The organism is Lentzea guizhouensis, assembly GCF_001701025.1.
Lineage (GTDB): Bacteria > Actinomycetota > Actinomycetes > Mycobacteriales > Pseudonocardiaceae > Lentzea > Lentzea guizhouensis.
Genome location: NZ_CP016793.1, coordinates 5,785,500 through 5,800,586 on the forward strand (window position 1 = coordinate 5,785,500; position 15,087 = coordinate 5,800,586).

Here is a 15,087-nt window from a genome sequence, read left to right on the forward strand (position 1 = left end):
CCGGTAGTTACGATCAGGCGTTGTGGAGTTCCGGGTGCTGGGGCCGGTGGAGTGCTACGCCGACGACGGCGCGCGCCTGAGCCTGGGCCCGCCCAAGCAACGGGCCGTGCTCGCGTTGCTGCTCGCGCAGGCCGGGCGGGTGATCTCGGTCGACCGGTTGATCAGCGTGCTGTGGGACGACGCGCCGCCCAAGACGGCGGTGAAGAACCTCCAGGTGTACGTCTACCAGCTCCGCAAGGTCGTGGGCTCGCGGCTGCTGTCGCGGGCGCCCGGCTACCTGATGTCGATCGACCCCGCCGAGCTGGACCTGACCCGGTTCGCGGAGCTGCTGGAGGTGGCGCGGCGGGAACGGACGCCGCAGCGCTACCGGGAGGCGCTGGCGTTGTGGCGCGGGCCCGCACTGGCGGACCTGGCCGCGTCCGGGCTGTTGCGCGGGGTGGTCGCGCAGCTGGGGAGCTGGGCTGGCGGCGCGGGTCGAGTGCGGAGGCGGAGCTGGACCTGGGGCGGCACGTCGAGGTCGTCGCGGACCTGTCGGAGTGGGTGCGCGAGCACCCGTTGCACGAACGCCTGCGCGAGCAGCAGATGCTGGCGCTGCACCGGGCGGCGCGGCGGGAACGGACGCCGCAGCGCTACCGGGAGGCGCTGGCGTTGTGGCGCGGGCCCGCACTGGCGGACCTGGCCGCGTCCGGGCTGTTGCGCGGGGTGGTCGCGCAGCTGGAGGAGCTGCGGCTGGCGGCGCGGGTCGAGTGCGCGGAGGCGGAGCTGGACCTGGGGCACGTCGAGGTCGTCGCGCGAGCACCCGTTGCACGAACGCCTGCGCGAGCAGCAGATGCTGGCGCTGCACCGGGCCGGGCGGCCGGCCGAGGCGCTGGCGGCGTACCAGGAGTGCCGCGCGGTGCTGGCTGACGAGCTCGGGGTCGAGCCGGGGGAGTCGCTGCGGCGGTTGCAGGCCGAGCTGTTGCGAGCGAAACCCGTTGGCACGCAGGCGGTTCGTCAACTGCCGCCGGACGTGGTGACGTTCGCGGGCCGGTCGCGCGAGCTGGCGCTGATCCGTTCGCAGCCGCGGCCGGACCGGGTCGCGGTCTGCGTGGTCACCGGGCAGGCGGGCATCGGCAAGTCCGCGCTGGCGGTGCGGGCGGCGCACGAGATCGCGGGGGCCTTCCCGGACGGCCAGCTCTACGCCGACCTGTCCGACGGCGCCTCGGACCGGGTGCTCAGCCAGTTCCTGCGGGCGCTGGGGGAGAGTCCGGGCGACGAGGAGGCGTTGCGCTACCGCTCGCTCACCGCGGGCCGGCGGCTGCTCGTGGTGCTGGACAACGTCGCCACCGCGGGCCAGGTCAAGCGCCTGCTGCCGACCGGGCCCGGTTCGGCCGTGCTGATCACGTCCCGCCGCCCGCTGACGTCGTTGTCGGGTGCCTCCTACGTCCGGCTCGGCGCGTTGCCGCTCGACGAGGCGACCCAGCTGTTGTGCGGGGTGGCCGGTCCGGTCGGCGACGCGGCCGAGCTGGTGCGCTGGTGCGGCGGGTTGCCGCTGGCGTTGCGGATCGCGGGCGCCCGGCTGGCGGCTCGTCCACAGTGGACAGCCGGGCTGCTGGCCGCGCGGCTGGCCGACGAGACCCGGCGGCTGGACGAGCTGCGGCTGGGTGACGTGGCGGTGCGGTCGGCCTTCGCCGTGAGCTACGCCGAACTGGGTTCTGCAGCTGTGGCACGGGTTTTCCGGTTGCTGGGCCTGCTGGACGGCCCGGACTTCTCGGTGGCGGCGGCGCGGGCGTTGACCGACGTGCCGGACGTCGAGGAGGTGCTGGCCGAACTGGCCGACGCGCACCTGGTCGAGGAACCGGTGCCGGGCCGGTTCGCGTTGCACGACCTGCTGCGGCTCTTCGCCCGCGAACGCTGCCGCGCCTCGGAATCGTCGGCCGAACGCGCACTCGCGCTGGAACGCCTGCACAAGCACTACCTGGAGGCGTTGGGAGACACCCCTTCGGACCTGTGGCTGGCCGAGGAGCGCGACAACCTGATCGCCGCCGCCCACCAGGCTTCCCCCGCCGACACCATCGCCTTCGCCGCGGGCCTGTCGTGGTACTTCCGGCGGCGCTCGGAGGTGGCGGACTGGGCGGCGTTGAACGTGCTGGCCCTGGAGGCAGCACGGTCGTTGGGCGACGTGCGTGCGGAAGCGCTGGCGTTGAAGGAGCTCGGCGCGGCCTGCGAGCGCGGGTTCCGGTTCGCGGAGGCCTTGTCGCACTGGACCGAGGCGTTGTCGCTGGCGCGGTCGTTGCACGACCTGCAGCTCGAGGCGGTGACCCTGAACAACCTGGGCATCGTGCACTGGCGCCGGAGGGACCTGCCCGCGGCGCTGTCCTCTTTGGGCGCTTCGCTGGCGTTGCGGGAGGAGCTGTCCGACTCGCAGGGCGCGGCCTACGTCCGCACGAACCTCGGCCTGGTGCACGCGGCGCTGGGTGACCTGCCGGCCGCTCTGGCCTGCTACGAGGAGACTTTGCGGACGTTCCGCGCCTGCGGCGACCGCTCGGGCGAGCTGCACGCGCTCGCGAACATGGCCGACGCGCACCGCCAGCTGGGGTCCTTGGACCGGGCGCTGGAGCTGGCCGCGGAGGCGCTGGCGTTGGCTCGTTCGGTGGGGGACCGGCAGATCGAGGCCGGGGTGCTGCTGGACCGGGGCAGCGTGCACGAGCTGGCCGGGCGCGCGGAGGCGGCGCGGGAGTCGTACGTGGAGGCGGGGGAGCTGTCGCGGCGGATCGGGTTCCGGTGGGGCGAGTCGGAGGCGGCGCGCAAGCTGGCGGCACTGGACGGCTGACCGAGTTCTGGGCCGAACGGCCTAGTCTGGGATCCGTGGAACTGCTGCACCTCAGGTACTTCGTCGCGGTCGCCGAGGAGCTCAACTTCTCGGCCGCCGCGCGGAAGCTGCACATGGCCGCCTCGCCGCTGAGCCAGCGGATCAAGGACCTCGAGCACGAGCTCGGCGAGCAGCTGTTCGACCGCAGCACCCACCACGTGGCGCTGACACCCGCCGGCACGGCCCTGCTGCCCATCGCGCGGGACGTGCTCGACCGGGTCGGGTCGATCCGGTGGCGGCTCGACCAGGCGACCAAACCGGAACGCGGGACCGTGTTCGTCGGCATGCCGGCGGGCGTGCACCCGGCGCTGCGGGAACGCGTCACCGTGCTCGCCGACCGGGTGCGCGAGCGGTTCGAGCTCAAGCGGTGGCCCGGGTCGAGCACGGACCTCGTCGAGGCGGTCAAGGACGGCAGGCTCGCGCTCACCCTGGCCAGGCTGCCGGTGCAGGAGGCCGCGCTCGACACGGTGCACGTGATGTCGGAACGGCTCGGCGCGGTCGTCCCGGCCGACCGGTTCGCCGGGCACAAATCCGTCAAACTGGCCGAACTGACCGATCTCGCCTATGCGCGCCCACCCGAGGAAACAATGCCGTCGTATTTCGAGCAGCTCGACGCGCAGTTGCACGAGCTGGGCATCAGAAAACGCATCCAGCTCACGAACACCGGCTACAGCGGGGTCAGTGAACTGGTGTCCGGCGGACTCGCGTTCTCCGTCTCGATGCTCGACGAGGAGAGCTCGATGCGCGGCTACCAGCTGGACAACATGGTGGTCCTGCCGTTCGCGGACTTCCGCGCCCAGCTCGACACCGGCCTGCTGTGGCGGCAAGACCGTCGCGAAGGCGACCTCAAGGAAATCGTCCAAGAAGCAAAAGACGTGTTCGCCGAACCGATCGCCAGGTAATGGTATGACCGCTGTGGTCATGCCATTGCGAGCGACATGATCGTTCCCTTTCCGGAGAACCCGCACTAACTTCGGTTGTGCAGGAACTTCGAAAGGACGAACGATGCAGGACATCACCACCGGTCCGTTGGACGGCGTGCGGGTGATCGACCTCTCGACCGTGGTCATGGGCCCGTACGCGGCCCAGATCCTCGGAGACCTCGGCGCCGACGTGATCAAGATCGAGTCACCGGCCGACACCGTGCGCAACGGCCGCCACCGCACCACCCCCGGCATGACGCCGCTCAGCCTCAACGTCAACCGCAACAAGCGCAGCATCGCGTTGAACCTCAAGGACGAGACCGGTCGCGAACGCGCGCTCAAGCTGATCGACACCGCCGACGTGCTGATCACCAACATGCGGCCAGGCGCGCTGAGCAGGCTCGGCCTCGACTACGCCGACGTGGCCGAGCGCAACCCCGGTCTCGTCTACGCCCACGCGCAGGGCTTCCGCGGCGACTCCGACCGCGCCGGCACCGCCGCCTACGACGAGACGATCCAGGGCGCGTCCGGGCTGGTCGACATCGCGAACCGGGCCCTGGGCCGGCCCGTCTACCTGCCGACGATCCTCGGCGACAAGGTGTCGTCGCTGACCATCGCCTACAGCGTGCTCGCCGCGCTCGTGCACCGGAACCGCACCGGCCAGGGGCAGCGGGTCGAGGTCCCGATGGCGGACACGCTGATCGCGTTCAACCTGGTCGAGCACCTGTCGGGCCACGCGTTCGTGCCGGAGGAGGGCCCGACCGGCTTCACGCTGTCGATGGCCAAGGGGCATCACGCCGTGCACACGAAGGACGGCTTGGCCTGTGTCGTCCCGTACACCCCGCAGAACTTCCGCGACTTCTTCGCCGCGGCCGGACGTCCCGACCTGGTCGAGGACCCGCGCGTGGCCGGTGAGCGGATCGACCCCGGTGACAGCGACGACCTGATGGGCCTGGCCGACGAGTGCGCCGCCGCGCTGACCACCGCCGAGTGGGCCGAGGTGTGCGGCAAGCACAGCATCCCGTTCGGGCCGGTGCTGGAGCTCGACCGGGCGCACGAGGACGAGTACGTGCGCGAGGGCCACCTCCTCGACACCGTGCGGCACCCGACCGAGGGGCTGGTCCGCTCGATCGGCATCCCGGTCCGGTTCTCCGCGACCCCCGCCACCGTCCGGCGGCTGGCACCCGTGCCCGGCCAGGACACCGCAGAAGTGCTGGAGGAGCTGGCATGAACGAGGTTCGCACCGAACGCGTCGGATCGGCGCTGCTGATCACGATCGACCGTCCCGAGGCGCGCAACGCCGTGAACGCGGCCGTCGCGACGAAGCTCGCCGCCGCGCTGGACGAGCTGGAGGCAACTCCCGGCCTGCGGGTGGGCGTGCTGACCGGCGCAGGTGGCACGTTCAGCGCGGGCATGGACCTCAAGGCCGCGCTGAAGGGCGAGTCGCCGGTCGTCGGTGACCGCGGCCTCGGCGGTCTCACGGAGGCCCGGCTGACCAAGCCGATGATCGCCGCGGTCGAGGGGTTCGCGCTGGGCGGTGGGTTCGAGCTGGCCCTGGGCTGCGACCTGGTCGTCGCCGCGCAGGACGCGCGGTTCGGGCTGCCCGAGGTCAAGCGCGGCCTGATCGCCGCGGGCGGGGGAGTCGTCCGCCTGCCCCGGCGCATCCCGCACCACCTCGCGATGGAGATCCTGCTGACCGGCGAGCCGGTCGACGGCGTTCGCGCGGGGGAGCTCGGCATCGCCAACAGGGTCGTGCCCACCGGCGAGGCTGCCGCGATCGCGTTGCAGCTGGCGGAACAGATCGCCCTGAACGCCCCGCTGGCGCTCGCCGCCGTCAAGGAGGTCGTGCGCTCCCAGGATCCCTGGGCCGCCCAGCGCACCGAGAGCGCGAAGTTGATGAGCACCGCCGACGTGCGCGAGGGCATGACCGCGTTCGCCGAACGCCGTGCTCCACAGTGGACAGGAAAGTGAACATGCTGGGTGTCACACCGCTGAGCGCACCGGCGTTTCCCGCCGTGCAGCCCCGGTTCTTCGACCGCGAGTACCTGAACATCGTCTACCGCACCGATCCCGACGCCGTGCGCGCCGTCGTGCCGCGGCCGCTGGAGGTCGACGAGCCGCTGGTCCGGTTCGAGGTCATGAAGATGACCGACGTCACCGGCTACGGCCCGTACACCGAGGCCGGGCAGGCCGTCCAGGTGACGTTCGACGGCGAACGCGGCGAGTACCTGCACGCGATGTACCTCGACAGCTTCGCCGCCACCGCGTCCGGCCGCGAGGTGAGCGCCTACCCGAAGGTGATGGGCTCGCCGTCGCTCTACGCCGACCACGGCGCGCTGGTCGGGACGTTGAATTACGGCACCGTTCGGGTGGCGACCGCGACCATGGGTTACAAACAGTTCGAACTGGACACCCGTCAGGCTGAGGCGGAGATCACGGTTCCAACCTTCATGCTGAAGACCATCCCAGACTATGACGGAACGCCGCGGGTCCAAGAGCTCGTGCGCACGCGGATCACGGACCTCGTGGTCAAGGCCGCCTACACCGGCCCGGCGCGGTTGCAGCTGTTCCAGCACGTCCTCGCGCCGCTCGCCGACCTCCCCGTGCTGGAGGTCGTGTCCGCCAGCCACATCATCACCGACCTGACGCTCGCTCCCGCCAAGCCGGTTCACGACTACTTGGAGGAAGCATGACGCCGGGGAAGAACGCCACAGTCGCAGTCGTCGGGGCAGGGGTCATCGGCCTGTCGTGGGCCCGGCTGTTCGCCGAGCACGGCCTGACCGTGCGCGTCGCGGACCCCCGCGCCGACCTGGTCGTCCCGGACGGCGTCGAGGTCGCACCGAGCGTCGCCGAAGCCGTGCGGGACGCGGACTTCGTGCAGGAGAACGGCCCGGAGGACCTGGAGTTCAAGAAGACCCTGTTCGCCGAGCTCGTCCGCGAGGCCCCGGCGCACGCCCTGCTGCTGAGCTCGTCGTCCGCGATCCCGTCCACGGCGTTCACCAGGGGCATCGACGGTTCGCGCGTCCTGATCGGACACCCGTTCAACCCGCCGCACGTGATCCCGCTGGTCGAGGTCGTGCCCGGCGAGCAGACGAGCGAGGAGTCGGTGGACAGGGCCGTCGCGTTCTACCGCTCGCTCGGCCGCACACCGGTCGTGGAACGCAAGGAGATCCCTGGGTTCGTCGGCAACCGCCTGCAGGCCGCGCTCTCCCGCGAGGCCGCCTACCTCGTCGAACAGGGTGTGGTGACGCCGCAGGACCTCGACACCGTCGTGACTAGCTCGCTCGGCATCCGCTGGGCGACCGTCGGCCCGTTCCTCGGTGCCCACCTCGGCGGTGGCCCCGGCGGGTACCGGCACCTCGCCGAGCACATCGGCAAGTCCATGCAGGGCTTGCGGCTCGGCACCCCGTCGCCAGATCCCGAACGGCTCATCAGGGCCGTGGAAGACGCTTACGGCTCCTCCACGTACTCGGCGCTGGCCGAGGCGCGCGACCGCAAGCAGCTCGCCGTTCTGACCGCAGTGGAGGAGAACTGACATGGAGCGCATCGAGGACCAGCTCGTCGCCGACTTCTACGACTACGAGGCGCTGCTCGACGACGAGGAGCGCAAGATCCTGCTGCACGCCCGCGAGTTCATGGCCACCGAGGTCAAGCCGCTCGTGAACGAGTACTGGGCGCGCGGCGAGTTCCCGCACGAGCTGATCGACAAGTTCCGCGGCGCCGGCCTGACCGCGCTGTCGTACGAGGGCTACGGCGAGCACCCCGCCGCCGTCAGCAACCTGCTGACCGGCATGCTGGCGATGGAGCTGACGCGCACCGACGCGTCGGTCGCCACGTTCTTCGGTGTCCACAACGGACTGGCGATGTACTCGATCTACTCCGGGGGTTCGCAGGAGCAGCGCGACCGGTGGCTGCCCGCGATGGCCGCGATGGACAAGATCGGCGCGTTCGCGATGACCGAACCCCTCGGCGGCTCCGACGTGGCCGGCGGCATGCGCACCACGGCGAAGCGCGACGGCGACACGTGGGTGCTCAACGGCGCCAAGAAGTGGATCGGCAACGCCACCTTCGCCGACTACGTGGTCGTGTGGGCCCGCGACCTCGACGACAACCAGGTCAAGGGTTTCGTGGTCGAGAAGGGCACGCCCGGCTTCACCGCGGCGAAGATCGAGGGCAAGATCGCGTTCCGGATCGTCGAGAACGCCGAGATCACCCTGACCGACGTGCGCGTGCCGGAGGAGAACCGGCTGCAGAACATCAACTCGTTCCGCGACGTCGCCGAGATCCTGCGCGCCACCCGCGGCGGCGTCGCCTGGCAGGCACTGGGCGTGATGATCGGCGCGTACGAGGCCGCGCTCGCCTACGCCCGTGAGCGCAAGCAGTTCGGCCGTCCGATCGCCGGGTTCCAGCTGGTGCAGGACCTGCTGGTGAAGTCGCTCGGCAACATCACCGCCTGCTGGGGCATGCTCGTGCAGCTCGCCCGCCTGCAGGACGCCGGCATCTTCCAGGACGAGCACTCGTCGCTGGCCAAGGCGTTCGTGACCGCCCGGATGCGGGAGGTCGTGGCGTGGGCGCGGGAGATCTTCGGCGGCAACGGGATCGTGCTGGAGCACGACGTGGCCCGGTTCTTCGCCGACGCGGAGGCGATCTACTCGTTCGAGGGCACGCGGGAGATGAACACGCTGATCGTGGGCAAGGCGATCACGGGGGAGAGCGCCTTCGTGTGAGGTGCGTTCGGCGGGGCCGCCGGCGGGAATGCCGGCGGCCCCGCGCGGTCAGCTGTGCCCGGCGATGCGGTGCGGCTGGTAGGCCTGCTCCAGCGACCGGACCTCGTCGTCGGTGAGCTCCACCTCCACCGACGCCACCGCGTCGTCCAGGTGCGCGGGCTTCGTCACGCCGACGATCGGCGCCGTCACCACCGGGTTGCAGTGCAGCCACGCCAGCGCCACCTGCGCCCGTGACACACCACGGGCGGCGGCGACCGCGGCCACCTGCTCGACGATCTCCCGGTCCGACTCGACGTACAGGGTCGAACCGAACTCGTCGGTCTCGGCCCGCGCGGTCGTGGCGTCCCAGTCGCGGGTGAGCCGGCCGCGGGCCAGCGGGCTCCACGGGATCACCGCGATGCCTTGGTCCGCGCACAGCGGCAGCATCTCGCGCTCCTCCTCGCGGTAGAGGAGGTTGTAGTGGTTCTGCATCGAGACGAACTTCGTCCAGCCGTTCAGCTGCTGCGTGTACAAGGCCTTGGAGAACTGCCACGCGAACATCGACGAGGCGCCGAGGTAGCGGGCCTTGCCGGACTTCACGACGTCGTGCAGCGCTTCGAGCGTCTCCTCCAGCGGCACGGAGGAGTCGAAGCGGTGGATCTGGTAGAGGTCGACGTAGTCGGTGCCGAGCCGGCGCAGCGAGTTGTCGATCTCGGCGAAGATCGCCTTGCGGGACAGGCCCGCACCGTTCGGGCCGGGCTGCATGCGGCCGTTGACCTTGGTGGCGAGCACGATCTCGTCGCGGCGGGCGAAGTCCTTCAACGCGCGACCGGTGAACTCCTCCGACGAGCCGGCGGAGTAGACGTTCGCGGTGTCGAAGAAGTTCACGCCGGCCTCGAGCGCGTTCTTGATGAACGGCCGGGCCTCCTCCTCCGGCATCGACCACGGATGCGTGCCCAGCGACGGATCGCCGTAGCTCATCATGCCGAGACAGATCTCCGACACGTCCATGCCGGCGAGCTTGGTGTAGCGCACGTTCAGCCCCTCAGGAAAACGATGGTCACGGTCGGGTGATGACGACAACAACCCGTTCAACATCAACGTAGTCCCGCTCGCCGGATCGTGCCTCTCTTCAACACGACAGTGGCGCCGCCCTTTCGCCGGTCAGCCGCGGGTTTAGCGTCTGACCATGACGAGCACCGACGTGGTCGCGCCGCCGCGGTCCACCCAGGAAGTGCTGGCCTGGTGCCGGTCCGTGGTCGAGGCGCCGCTGACGGCCGCGGTCGCGACGCTGCCGGAGGAGACCCGCGAGGTCGTCGACCACCACCTGGCACGACACGACTTCCTCGTCTCCGCCCTGGCCCTGCTCGCCGCGCAGGCCCTCGGCGGTGCGGACGAAGCGGTCGAGGTGGCCGTGGCGGTGGAGCTCGCGCAGGCGCACGACCAGCTGCACGCCGACCTGATGACCCGCGCGGTCAGCCGCGACCACCAGCCGAGCGCGTGGGTGGAGTTCGGCGACAACCGGGTCGTCTCCGCGGCAGAGGCCCTCCTGTCCCTGGCTTTCGCGCGTTCGACCAAGTCCCAGGCGATGGCGCTCAACGTCGCACTGCTGTCCGTTGTGGACGGTTACGTGCAGGAGATCGAGATGGAGGAGCGCACCGGCGCCGTCGAGCTGTCCGAGCACCTGGGCGTCGCGGCGGCCAAACACGCGTCGCTGCCGGCCTGCGCCTGTGAGCTCGGTGCACTGGCCGCCGGCGCGACCAGGACCCAGGCCGACCACCTCAGGGACTTCGGCGACGACATCGGCCTGGCCCGCAGGCACGTCGACGACGTCCTGGCGATCTGGGGCGGCCCAGCGCTGTCCGGCCGCCCGCTGTACGACGACCTCGCCCACGACCGCCGCACCTTGCCGGTGGCCGCCGCACTCGCCGCCGGCGCCACGCTGACCGGCAGTCCGGCCGAGCAGGCCCGCGGTGCAGGAGGCCGGTGGCCGCAGGTGGTGTGAGCAGCAGGCGGAACTGTTGCTCGCCCGTGCCGTGGACCACCTGCGGCAGGCCGAGCCGGACGCGGGCGGCGGACGAGCTGGCTGCGGTGGCGCGGCAGGTGACGACCGGCAGGTACGCGCCCGTCGTGCCGCGTCAGCCGACGGCGGAGCAGGTCAGCGGGCTGGTGCCGGGGGCAGGGTTGGTGCCGGAGCTGCTGCCGGGCGGGCCGGGGCCGGGGGGCCGGTTGCAGAGGAGGCCGCCGCGCACTGAAGGGGTTGCTCAGCACGTTCGGGGCTGCTTCGCTCTGGCTGCTTCGCGCTGGCTGCTTGACCCCGGCTGCTTCGCCTCGGCCGTCTCGCCGTCGCGGCCTCGCCGTGGCCGCCTGGCCTCGGCGGCTTCACCGCGCCTCCCTCACCGCGCCTTACTCACGCCCCTTCGCCTGGGCGGCCTCCTCTCGGCGGCCTCCTCTGGGTGGCCTCTCCCAGGGATGCCGCTCCCGCCGCCTCGCCTCGGCGCGTCCGCCTCGCCTTGGCCGCTTGCCGCATTCGCCTTGCCGCATTCGCCTTGCCGCGTCCGCCTTGCCGCATCCGCCTCGTCCCGGCCACCTCCCCCTACGGGCGCAGCAGGATCTTCCCCGCCGCGTGCCCGCTCGCACTCAGCTCCTGCGCCTTGGCCGCATCCGCCAGCGGCAGCGTGTCCGCGATCCGCACCGCGAGCTTCCCGTCAGCGGCGAGGCGCGCGTACTCACCGAGCCGGGCACCGAACGGCGCCCCGCCGCCCGAGAACGTCACGCCCAGCTCACCTGCCCGCGCGTCGGCGATGGTGATGATCCGGTCGGTGCCGCCGCGCAGCTCCACCGACACCGGCAGGTCGCCCTGACCGGCCGCGTCGAACACCGCGTCCACGCCGTTCGGTGCCACCTCGCGCACCCGGTCGGCGAGGCCGGTGCCGTAGGCGACCGGGGTGGCGCCGAGCGAGCGCAGGTAGTCGTGGTTGGCCGGCGAGGCGGTGCCGATGACCGTGGCACCGGCGGCCACCGCGAGCTGGACCGCGACGGCGCCCACCACACCCGCGGCGCCGTGCAGCAGGAGCGTGTCGCCGGACCTGACCTCCAGGGCCTCGAGCACGCGGACCGAGGTTTCGACGGCCGTGGGCAGTGCGGCGGCCGTGTCCCAGTCGAGGCCCTCCGGCTTGTGCGCGAACTCGCCGGCCAGCGCGTACTCCGCGTAGGCGCCGGTGACGGTCCAGCCGAGGACCTCGTCGCCCACCGACACCCCGGTGACGCCCTCACCGACCTCGTCGACCACCCCCGCCGCCTCCAGGCCGGGCGTCACCGGGAACGGTGGCGTCATCGGTGGCATCCAGCCGTTGCGGATCTTGTGGTCCAGCGGGTTGACCGCCGCGGCCACGACCTTCAGCCGCACCTGTCCCGGTCCGGCGTGCGGCTCCTCGACTTCCTGCAAGCGGAGGACCTCGGGGCCGCCGAACTCGGTGTAGGTGATCGCCTTCATCGTGCGCTCCTCAGGTTGGTTGACATGTCAACCCTAGCCAGTGATCACGGTGTTCGAACCGGTCCTTCGGCCAGTTCCACCTGTCCGAAGGACCAGCCGGTGACCCGTCGGGGCGGGCTAGGCTCGGGCCATGGACCTGGTGACGGCCGTCGAGGTGATCCAGGCGCCGCTGGGCGAGACGCTGCCGCGGATGTCCGCCGCGTTCGCCGGGACGATCTCCCACCAGGCGGTCGCCGAGCTGTCGAACTGCTCGTTCGCGCCGTTCAAGTTCCGCGGCCGGTCACCGGGCCCGGCGGTCACGATCGGCGACCTCGCCGCGCTGCGGCCGCTCGTTGCGGGACGGGGGACCTGGCAGGGGCGCGCGGTGATCGCCGGAGAGGAGGTCTCCGTGGTCGTGCTCGCCAGTGCCGTCAGCGAACCGAACGCGTTGCTGGTGTTCCTGCGCACCGAGGACACGCCCGTGCCGGACGAGGCGCTGGCACCCGCGCTCGCGTTGTGGGACCTGGTGACCGCGCACATGGAGGGTCTGCGCAACGAGGCCGTGCCCGCGACGCTCGCGGTGTCCAGGGCGGCCGCGGCGGCGCGGGCCACCACCATCTCCGACCTCGGCGACGCCTACGGCACCGCGCTGACCTCGTTGCTCGGTGTGCTGCGTGACCGTGCGGTGGACGACGCAGCGGCTCGCGAGCGGGCCGTGGACCTCGCCGTCTCCGCGCTGGCCGACCTGCGGTCCCGCGCCGAGCTGGAACGGTCGCTCACCGAGGAACGCGCCGGCGACGCCTTCGCCCGCCTCGCCGAGTCGCTGCGCCGGTGCTGCGCGCCGCGACGTGCGCCTCGACCTCGGCACCCCCGGCGCCGAGGAGGGTGCCGACCGGGTCGTGCCGACCGAGGTCGCCTCCACCGCCGCCGCGGTCGTCCGTTCCACCGTGCACGCGATGCTGGACGAACAGCGCGGCGTGCACCGCGTCCACATCGGCTGGAAGGTCGTGGCCACGGTGCTGAAGGCGACCGTCCGCGACGACGGCCCCGGCACCCTGTCCTGCGGCGCCCTCGACGAACGCCGCGTCCCCGAGCGCCTCGGCCCGCTCGGCGGGACGGTGGAGGTGGACGCGGTCCCCGGCTGGGGCACGACGGTGACGGTCGAGGTGCCGCTCGGCCCACCCGAGACACCGCGCGAGGACCCGCTGACCGTGCTGGGCGCGCGGGAGCTGGAGGTGCTGGCTCAGCTCGCCCGCGGCCGGCGCAACCGCGACATCGCCGCGGAGCTGCACATCAGCGAGTCCACGGTGAAGTTCCACGTGGCGAACATCCTGGAGAAGCTGGGCGTCGGCTCACGGGGAGAGGCGGCCGCGCTGGCCCACGAATGGGGAGCCGCGCGGTAGCCGATCCCGTCGGACGGCCTTGCGGCGCGAGCACGCCGTGGCTCAGGTCCTGCTCCACGTCCGGCGCCTGGTCCGGGCGCTGGTCCGGTAGGCGCTCATCAACAAGGCGAGATGCCGTCCGGCGATCTCCAGCGGCGCGGTGCTCCGCGAGACCTGCGCCGCCAGCTCGGCCCCCTCCAGCAGGTTGATCACGGTGTGGGCGAGGTCGGCGGCATCCGCGCCGAACCCGGCGCGTTCCAGCGCCGCCCGCACCTGCCCGCGCCAGTTCTCATACGCCTGCTCGGCCGCCTGCTGCAGCTCGGGCTCCCGGCCCGCGCTCTCCAGTGCCACGGTGGTGACCGGGCAGCCGTCGAGCCAGTCGGAGTCGCGCAGGTCCGCGGCGAGCCGGCGGCAGAGGGCGACGACCGCCTCGGCCGGGTCGTCGTCGGCGGCGAACGCGTCACGCAGGAACTCGGCGAACTCGCGCTCGCCGTGACCGACCGCCTCGACCCCGAGCTCCCGCTTGCCGCCGGGGAAGAAGTGGTAGACGGAGCCCAGCACGACCTCGGCCTCCTGGCAGATCTGCTTGAGCCCGGTCGCCTCGTAGCCCTGCCGCTGCAGCAGGCGCGAGGTCGTGCGGACGATCCGCTCCCTGGTGCCGATGTCGTGCCGAGTGCCCATGACCGCCAGCTTACTGAGTAGAGCGTTCGTTTTAGCGCGTGCTAGCGTTCGCCTCACTAAATAGAGCGATCGTTTTAGGAGGAAGCAGATGACGTCGGTGAGCGTGCTCGGTCTGGGTCCGATGGGACAGGCCATGACCGGTGCCTACCTCAAGGCGGGTTATGAGGTGACGGTGTGGAACCGCACCCCGAGCAGGGCGGACGAGCTGGTGGAACGGGGTGCGCGCTGGGCCGCGTCCGTCGAGGAGGCGGTCACCGCGGCCGAGGTGGTGGTGCTGAGCCTGATCGACTACGACGCGGTGGACGCCGTGCTGGCGCAGGTGCCGGAGGCCGTTCGACGGGCGCGTGCTGGTGAACCTCACGTCCGACACGCCGGACCGGGCCCGGGTGAAGGCCGCGTGGCTGGCCGAACGGGGAGCCGTGCCGATCACGGGCGGGGTGCAGGTGCCGCCGCCCGCCATCGGCACACCGGACGCGACGACGTACTACAGCGGTCCCGCGGCGGCGATCGAGGCGCACCGGCAGACCCTTGAGGTGCTGACCGGGATCGACCACCTCGGCGAGGACCACGGCCTGGCACCGCTGTACTACCAGATCGGGATCGACATGTTCTGGACGGCGCTGGCCGGCTACCTGCACGGTCAGGCGGTCGCGCAGGCCAACGGGATCTCGGCGCGGGAGTTCCTGCCGCACGCGGTGAAGACCATGGACCTCAAGTACTTCCTGGAGTTCTACGCGCCGCGCATCACCGCGGGGAACCACGGGGGTGACGTCGACCGGGTGTCGATGGGCGCCGCGAGCGTCGAGCACGTGCTGCGCACCACCGAGGCGGCGGGCGTGGACCCGACGTTGCCCGCCGCCGTGCTGGAGGTCTTCCGCCGCGGTGTCGCCGCCGGGCACGGCCAGGACAGCCTCACGAGCCTGATCGGCGTGATGACGCGACGGTGACCGGATGGACCACTTGTGGCGCAACCACCTGCCAAGTCCCGGTCGAGGCGTCCGGTGGACAGTTCCAGGTGCGGGTTTCGGGCTCGATACAGAGACCTGGGCCACCCTCGGTTGCACGTCCA

13 protein-coding genes and 3 pseudogenes are annotated in these 15,087 nt (G+C 71.6%); 12 read left to right on the forward strand and 4 right to left on the reverse strand.

Annotated elements, in window-relative coordinates:
• Positions 1-139: 139 nt before the first annotated feature.
• The 8 genes and pseudogenes from BBK82_RS56810 to BBK82_RS28460 all read left to right on the forward strand — a co-directional run.
• Positions 140-190: pseudogene (locus tag BBK82_RS56810) on the forward strand (hypothetical protein); the annotation flags it as partial.
• A 90-nt stretch (positions 191-280) separates the two neighbouring features.
• A pseudogene (locus BBK82_RS28430) lies at positions 281-2,812 on the forward strand (ATP-binding protein); the annotation flags it as partial.
• Between the two features lie 35 nt (positions 2,813-2,847).
• The gene (locus BBK82_RS28435) at positions 2,848-3,753 is read left to right on the forward strand and encodes a LysR family transcriptional regulator (protein ID WP_065917735.1); all 906 of its coding nucleotides are present in this window, start codon (positions 2,848-2,850) and stop codon (positions 3,751-3,753) included.
• A gap of 103 nt (positions 3,754-3,856) precedes the next feature.
• Positions 3,857-5,005: a CaiB/BaiF CoA transferase family protein gene (locus BBK82_RS28440; RefSeq protein WP_179953708.1), complete on the forward strand. Its 1,149-nt coding sequence runs from the start codon at positions 3,857-3,859 to the stop codon at positions 5,003-5,005.
• The gene (locus BBK82_RS28445; RefSeq protein WP_065917736.1) at positions 5,002-5,745 is read left to right on the forward strand and encodes a crotonase/enoyl-CoA hydratase family protein; all 744 of its coding nucleotides are present in this window, start codon (positions 5,002-5,004) and stop codon (positions 5,743-5,745) included. The genes BBK82_RS28440 and BBK82_RS28445 overlap by 4 nt, the downstream gene beginning before the upstream one ends.
• A 2-nt stretch (positions 5,746-5,747) precedes the next feature.
• The gene (locus BBK82_RS28450; RefSeq protein ID WP_065921421.1) at positions 5,748-6,467 is read left to right on the forward strand and encodes an acetoacetate decarboxylase; all 720 of its coding nucleotides are present in this window, start codon (positions 5,748-5,750) and stop codon (positions 6,465-6,467) included.
• Positions 6,464-7,309: a 3-hydroxyacyl-CoA dehydrogenase NAD-binding domain-containing protein gene (locus BBK82_RS28455; protein ID WP_065917737.1), complete on the forward strand. Its 846-nt coding sequence runs from the start codon at positions 6,464-6,466 to the stop codon at positions 7,307-7,309. Before BBK82_RS28450 ends, BBK82_RS28455 begins: the two co-directional genes overlap by 4 nt.
• A 1-nt stretch (position 7,310) precedes the next feature.
• Complete coding sequence (locus BBK82_RS28460) at positions 7,311-8,501, forward strand: acyl-CoA dehydrogenase family protein (RefSeq protein WP_065917738.1); 1,191 nt, start codon at positions 7,311-7,313, stop codon at positions 8,499-8,501.
• Between the two features lie 48 nt (positions 8,502-8,549).
• Here BBK82_RS28460 and BBK82_RS28465 read toward each other — a convergent pair whose 3' ends face one another.
• A complete protein-coding gene (locus BBK82_RS28465) occupies positions 8,550-9,515 on the reverse strand; it encodes an aldo/keto reductase (RefSeq protein ID WP_065917739.1) in 966 nt (321 codons plus the stop codon).
• A 154-nt stretch (positions 9,516-9,669) separates the two neighbouring features.
• Between BBK82_RS28465 and BBK82_RS28470 the strand changes: the two genes are divergently transcribed.
• The gene (locus BBK82_RS28470) at positions 9,670-10,485 is read left to right on the forward strand and encodes a polyprenyl synthetase family protein (protein ID WP_065917740.1); all 816 of its coding nucleotides are present in this window, start codon (positions 9,670-9,672) and stop codon (positions 10,483-10,485) included.
• A gap of 591 nt (positions 10,486-11,076) precedes the next feature.
• Here BBK82_RS28470 and BBK82_RS28475 read toward each other — a convergent pair.
• On the reverse strand, positions 11,077-11,976 hold the full coding sequence (locus BBK82_RS28475) for an NADP-dependent oxidoreductase (RefSeq protein ID WP_065917741.1): 900 nt from the start codon (positions 11,974-11,976) through the stop codon (positions 11,077-11,079).
• A 117-nt stretch (positions 11,977-12,093) separates the two neighbouring features.
• The gene (locus tag BBK82_RS50630) at positions 12,094-12,573 is read right to left on the reverse strand and encodes a hypothetical protein (RefSeq protein WP_154697552.1); all 480 of its coding nucleotides are present in this window, start codon (positions 12,571-12,573) and stop codon (positions 12,094-12,096) included.
• A 56-nt stretch (positions 12,574-12,629) separates the two neighbouring features.
• Here BBK82_RS50630 and BBK82_RS56115 point away from each other — a divergent pair, with 56 nt between their 5' ends.
• Positions 12,630-13,358 (forward strand): helix-turn-helix transcriptional regulator, encoded by a 729-nt coding sequence (locus BBK82_RS56115; protein ID WP_269466109.1) that lies wholly within the window; start codon positions 12,630-12,632, stop codon positions 13,356-13,358.
• Positions 13,359-13,400: 42 nt separating this feature from the next.
• Here BBK82_RS56115 and BBK82_RS28485 read toward each other — a convergent pair whose 3' ends face one another.
• Entirely contained in the window at positions 13,401-14,018 is a 618-nt protein-coding gene (locus BBK82_RS28485) for a TetR/AcrR family transcriptional regulator (RefSeq protein ID WP_065917742.1), read from the reverse strand.
• 133 nt (positions 14,019-14,151) lie between these two features.
• Here BBK82_RS28485 and BBK82_RS56815 point away from each other — a divergent pair.
• Together BBK82_RS56815 and BBK82_RS52825 are read left to right on the forward strand one after the other, a co-directional pair.
• A pseudogene (locus BBK82_RS56815) lies at positions 14,152-14,310 on the forward strand (NAD(P)-binding domain-containing protein); the annotation flags it as partial.
• A 52-nt stretch (positions 14,311-14,362) separates the two neighbouring features.
• The gene (locus BBK82_RS52825) at positions 14,363-14,965 is read left to right on the forward strand and encodes an imine reductase family protein (RefSeq protein ID WP_237047625.1); all 603 of its coding nucleotides are present in this window, start codon (positions 14,363-14,365) and stop codon (positions 14,963-14,965) included.
• Positions 14,966-15,087 lie beyond the last annotated feature (122 nt).

Bases quoted from the DNA above. Each gene is read 5' to 3' on its own strand.
- BBK82_RS28440 (WP_179953708.1), top strand. From the start codon at position 3,857: ATGCAGGACATCACCACCGGTCCGTTGGACGGCGTGCGGGTGATCGAC.
- BBK82_RS28445 (WP_065917736.1), top strand. From the start codon at position 5,002: ATGAACGAGGTTCGCACCGAACGCGTCGGATCGGCGCTGCTGATCACG.
- BBK82_RS28450 (WP_065921421.1), top strand. From the start codon at position 5,748: ATGCTGGGTGTCACACCGCTGAGCGCACCGGCGTTTCCCGCCGTGCAG.
- BBK82_RS28455 (WP_065917737.1), top strand. From the start codon at position 6,464: ATGACGCCGGGGAAGAACGCCACAGTCGCAGTCGTCGGGGCAGGGGTC.
- BBK82_RS28460 (WP_065917738.1), top strand. From the start codon at position 7,311: ATGGAGCGCATCGAGGACCAGCTCGTCGCCGACTTCTACGACTACGAG.
- BBK82_RS28470 (WP_065917740.1), top strand. From the start codon at position 9,670: ATGACGAGCACCGACGTGGTCGCGCCGCCGCGGTCCACCCAGGAAGTG.
- BBK82_RS28475 (WP_065917741.1), bottom strand. From the start codon at position 11,976: ATGAAGGCGATCACCTACACCGAGTTCGGCGGCCCCGAGGTCCTCCGC.
- BBK82_RS50630 (WP_154697552.1), bottom strand. From the start codon at position 12,573: ATGGTGGTGGCCCGCGCCGCCGCGGCCGCCCTGGACACCGCGAGCGTC.
- BBK82_RS28485 (WP_065917742.1), bottom strand. From the start codon at position 14,018: ATGGGCACTCGGCACGACATCGGCACCAGGGAGCGGATCGTCCGCACG.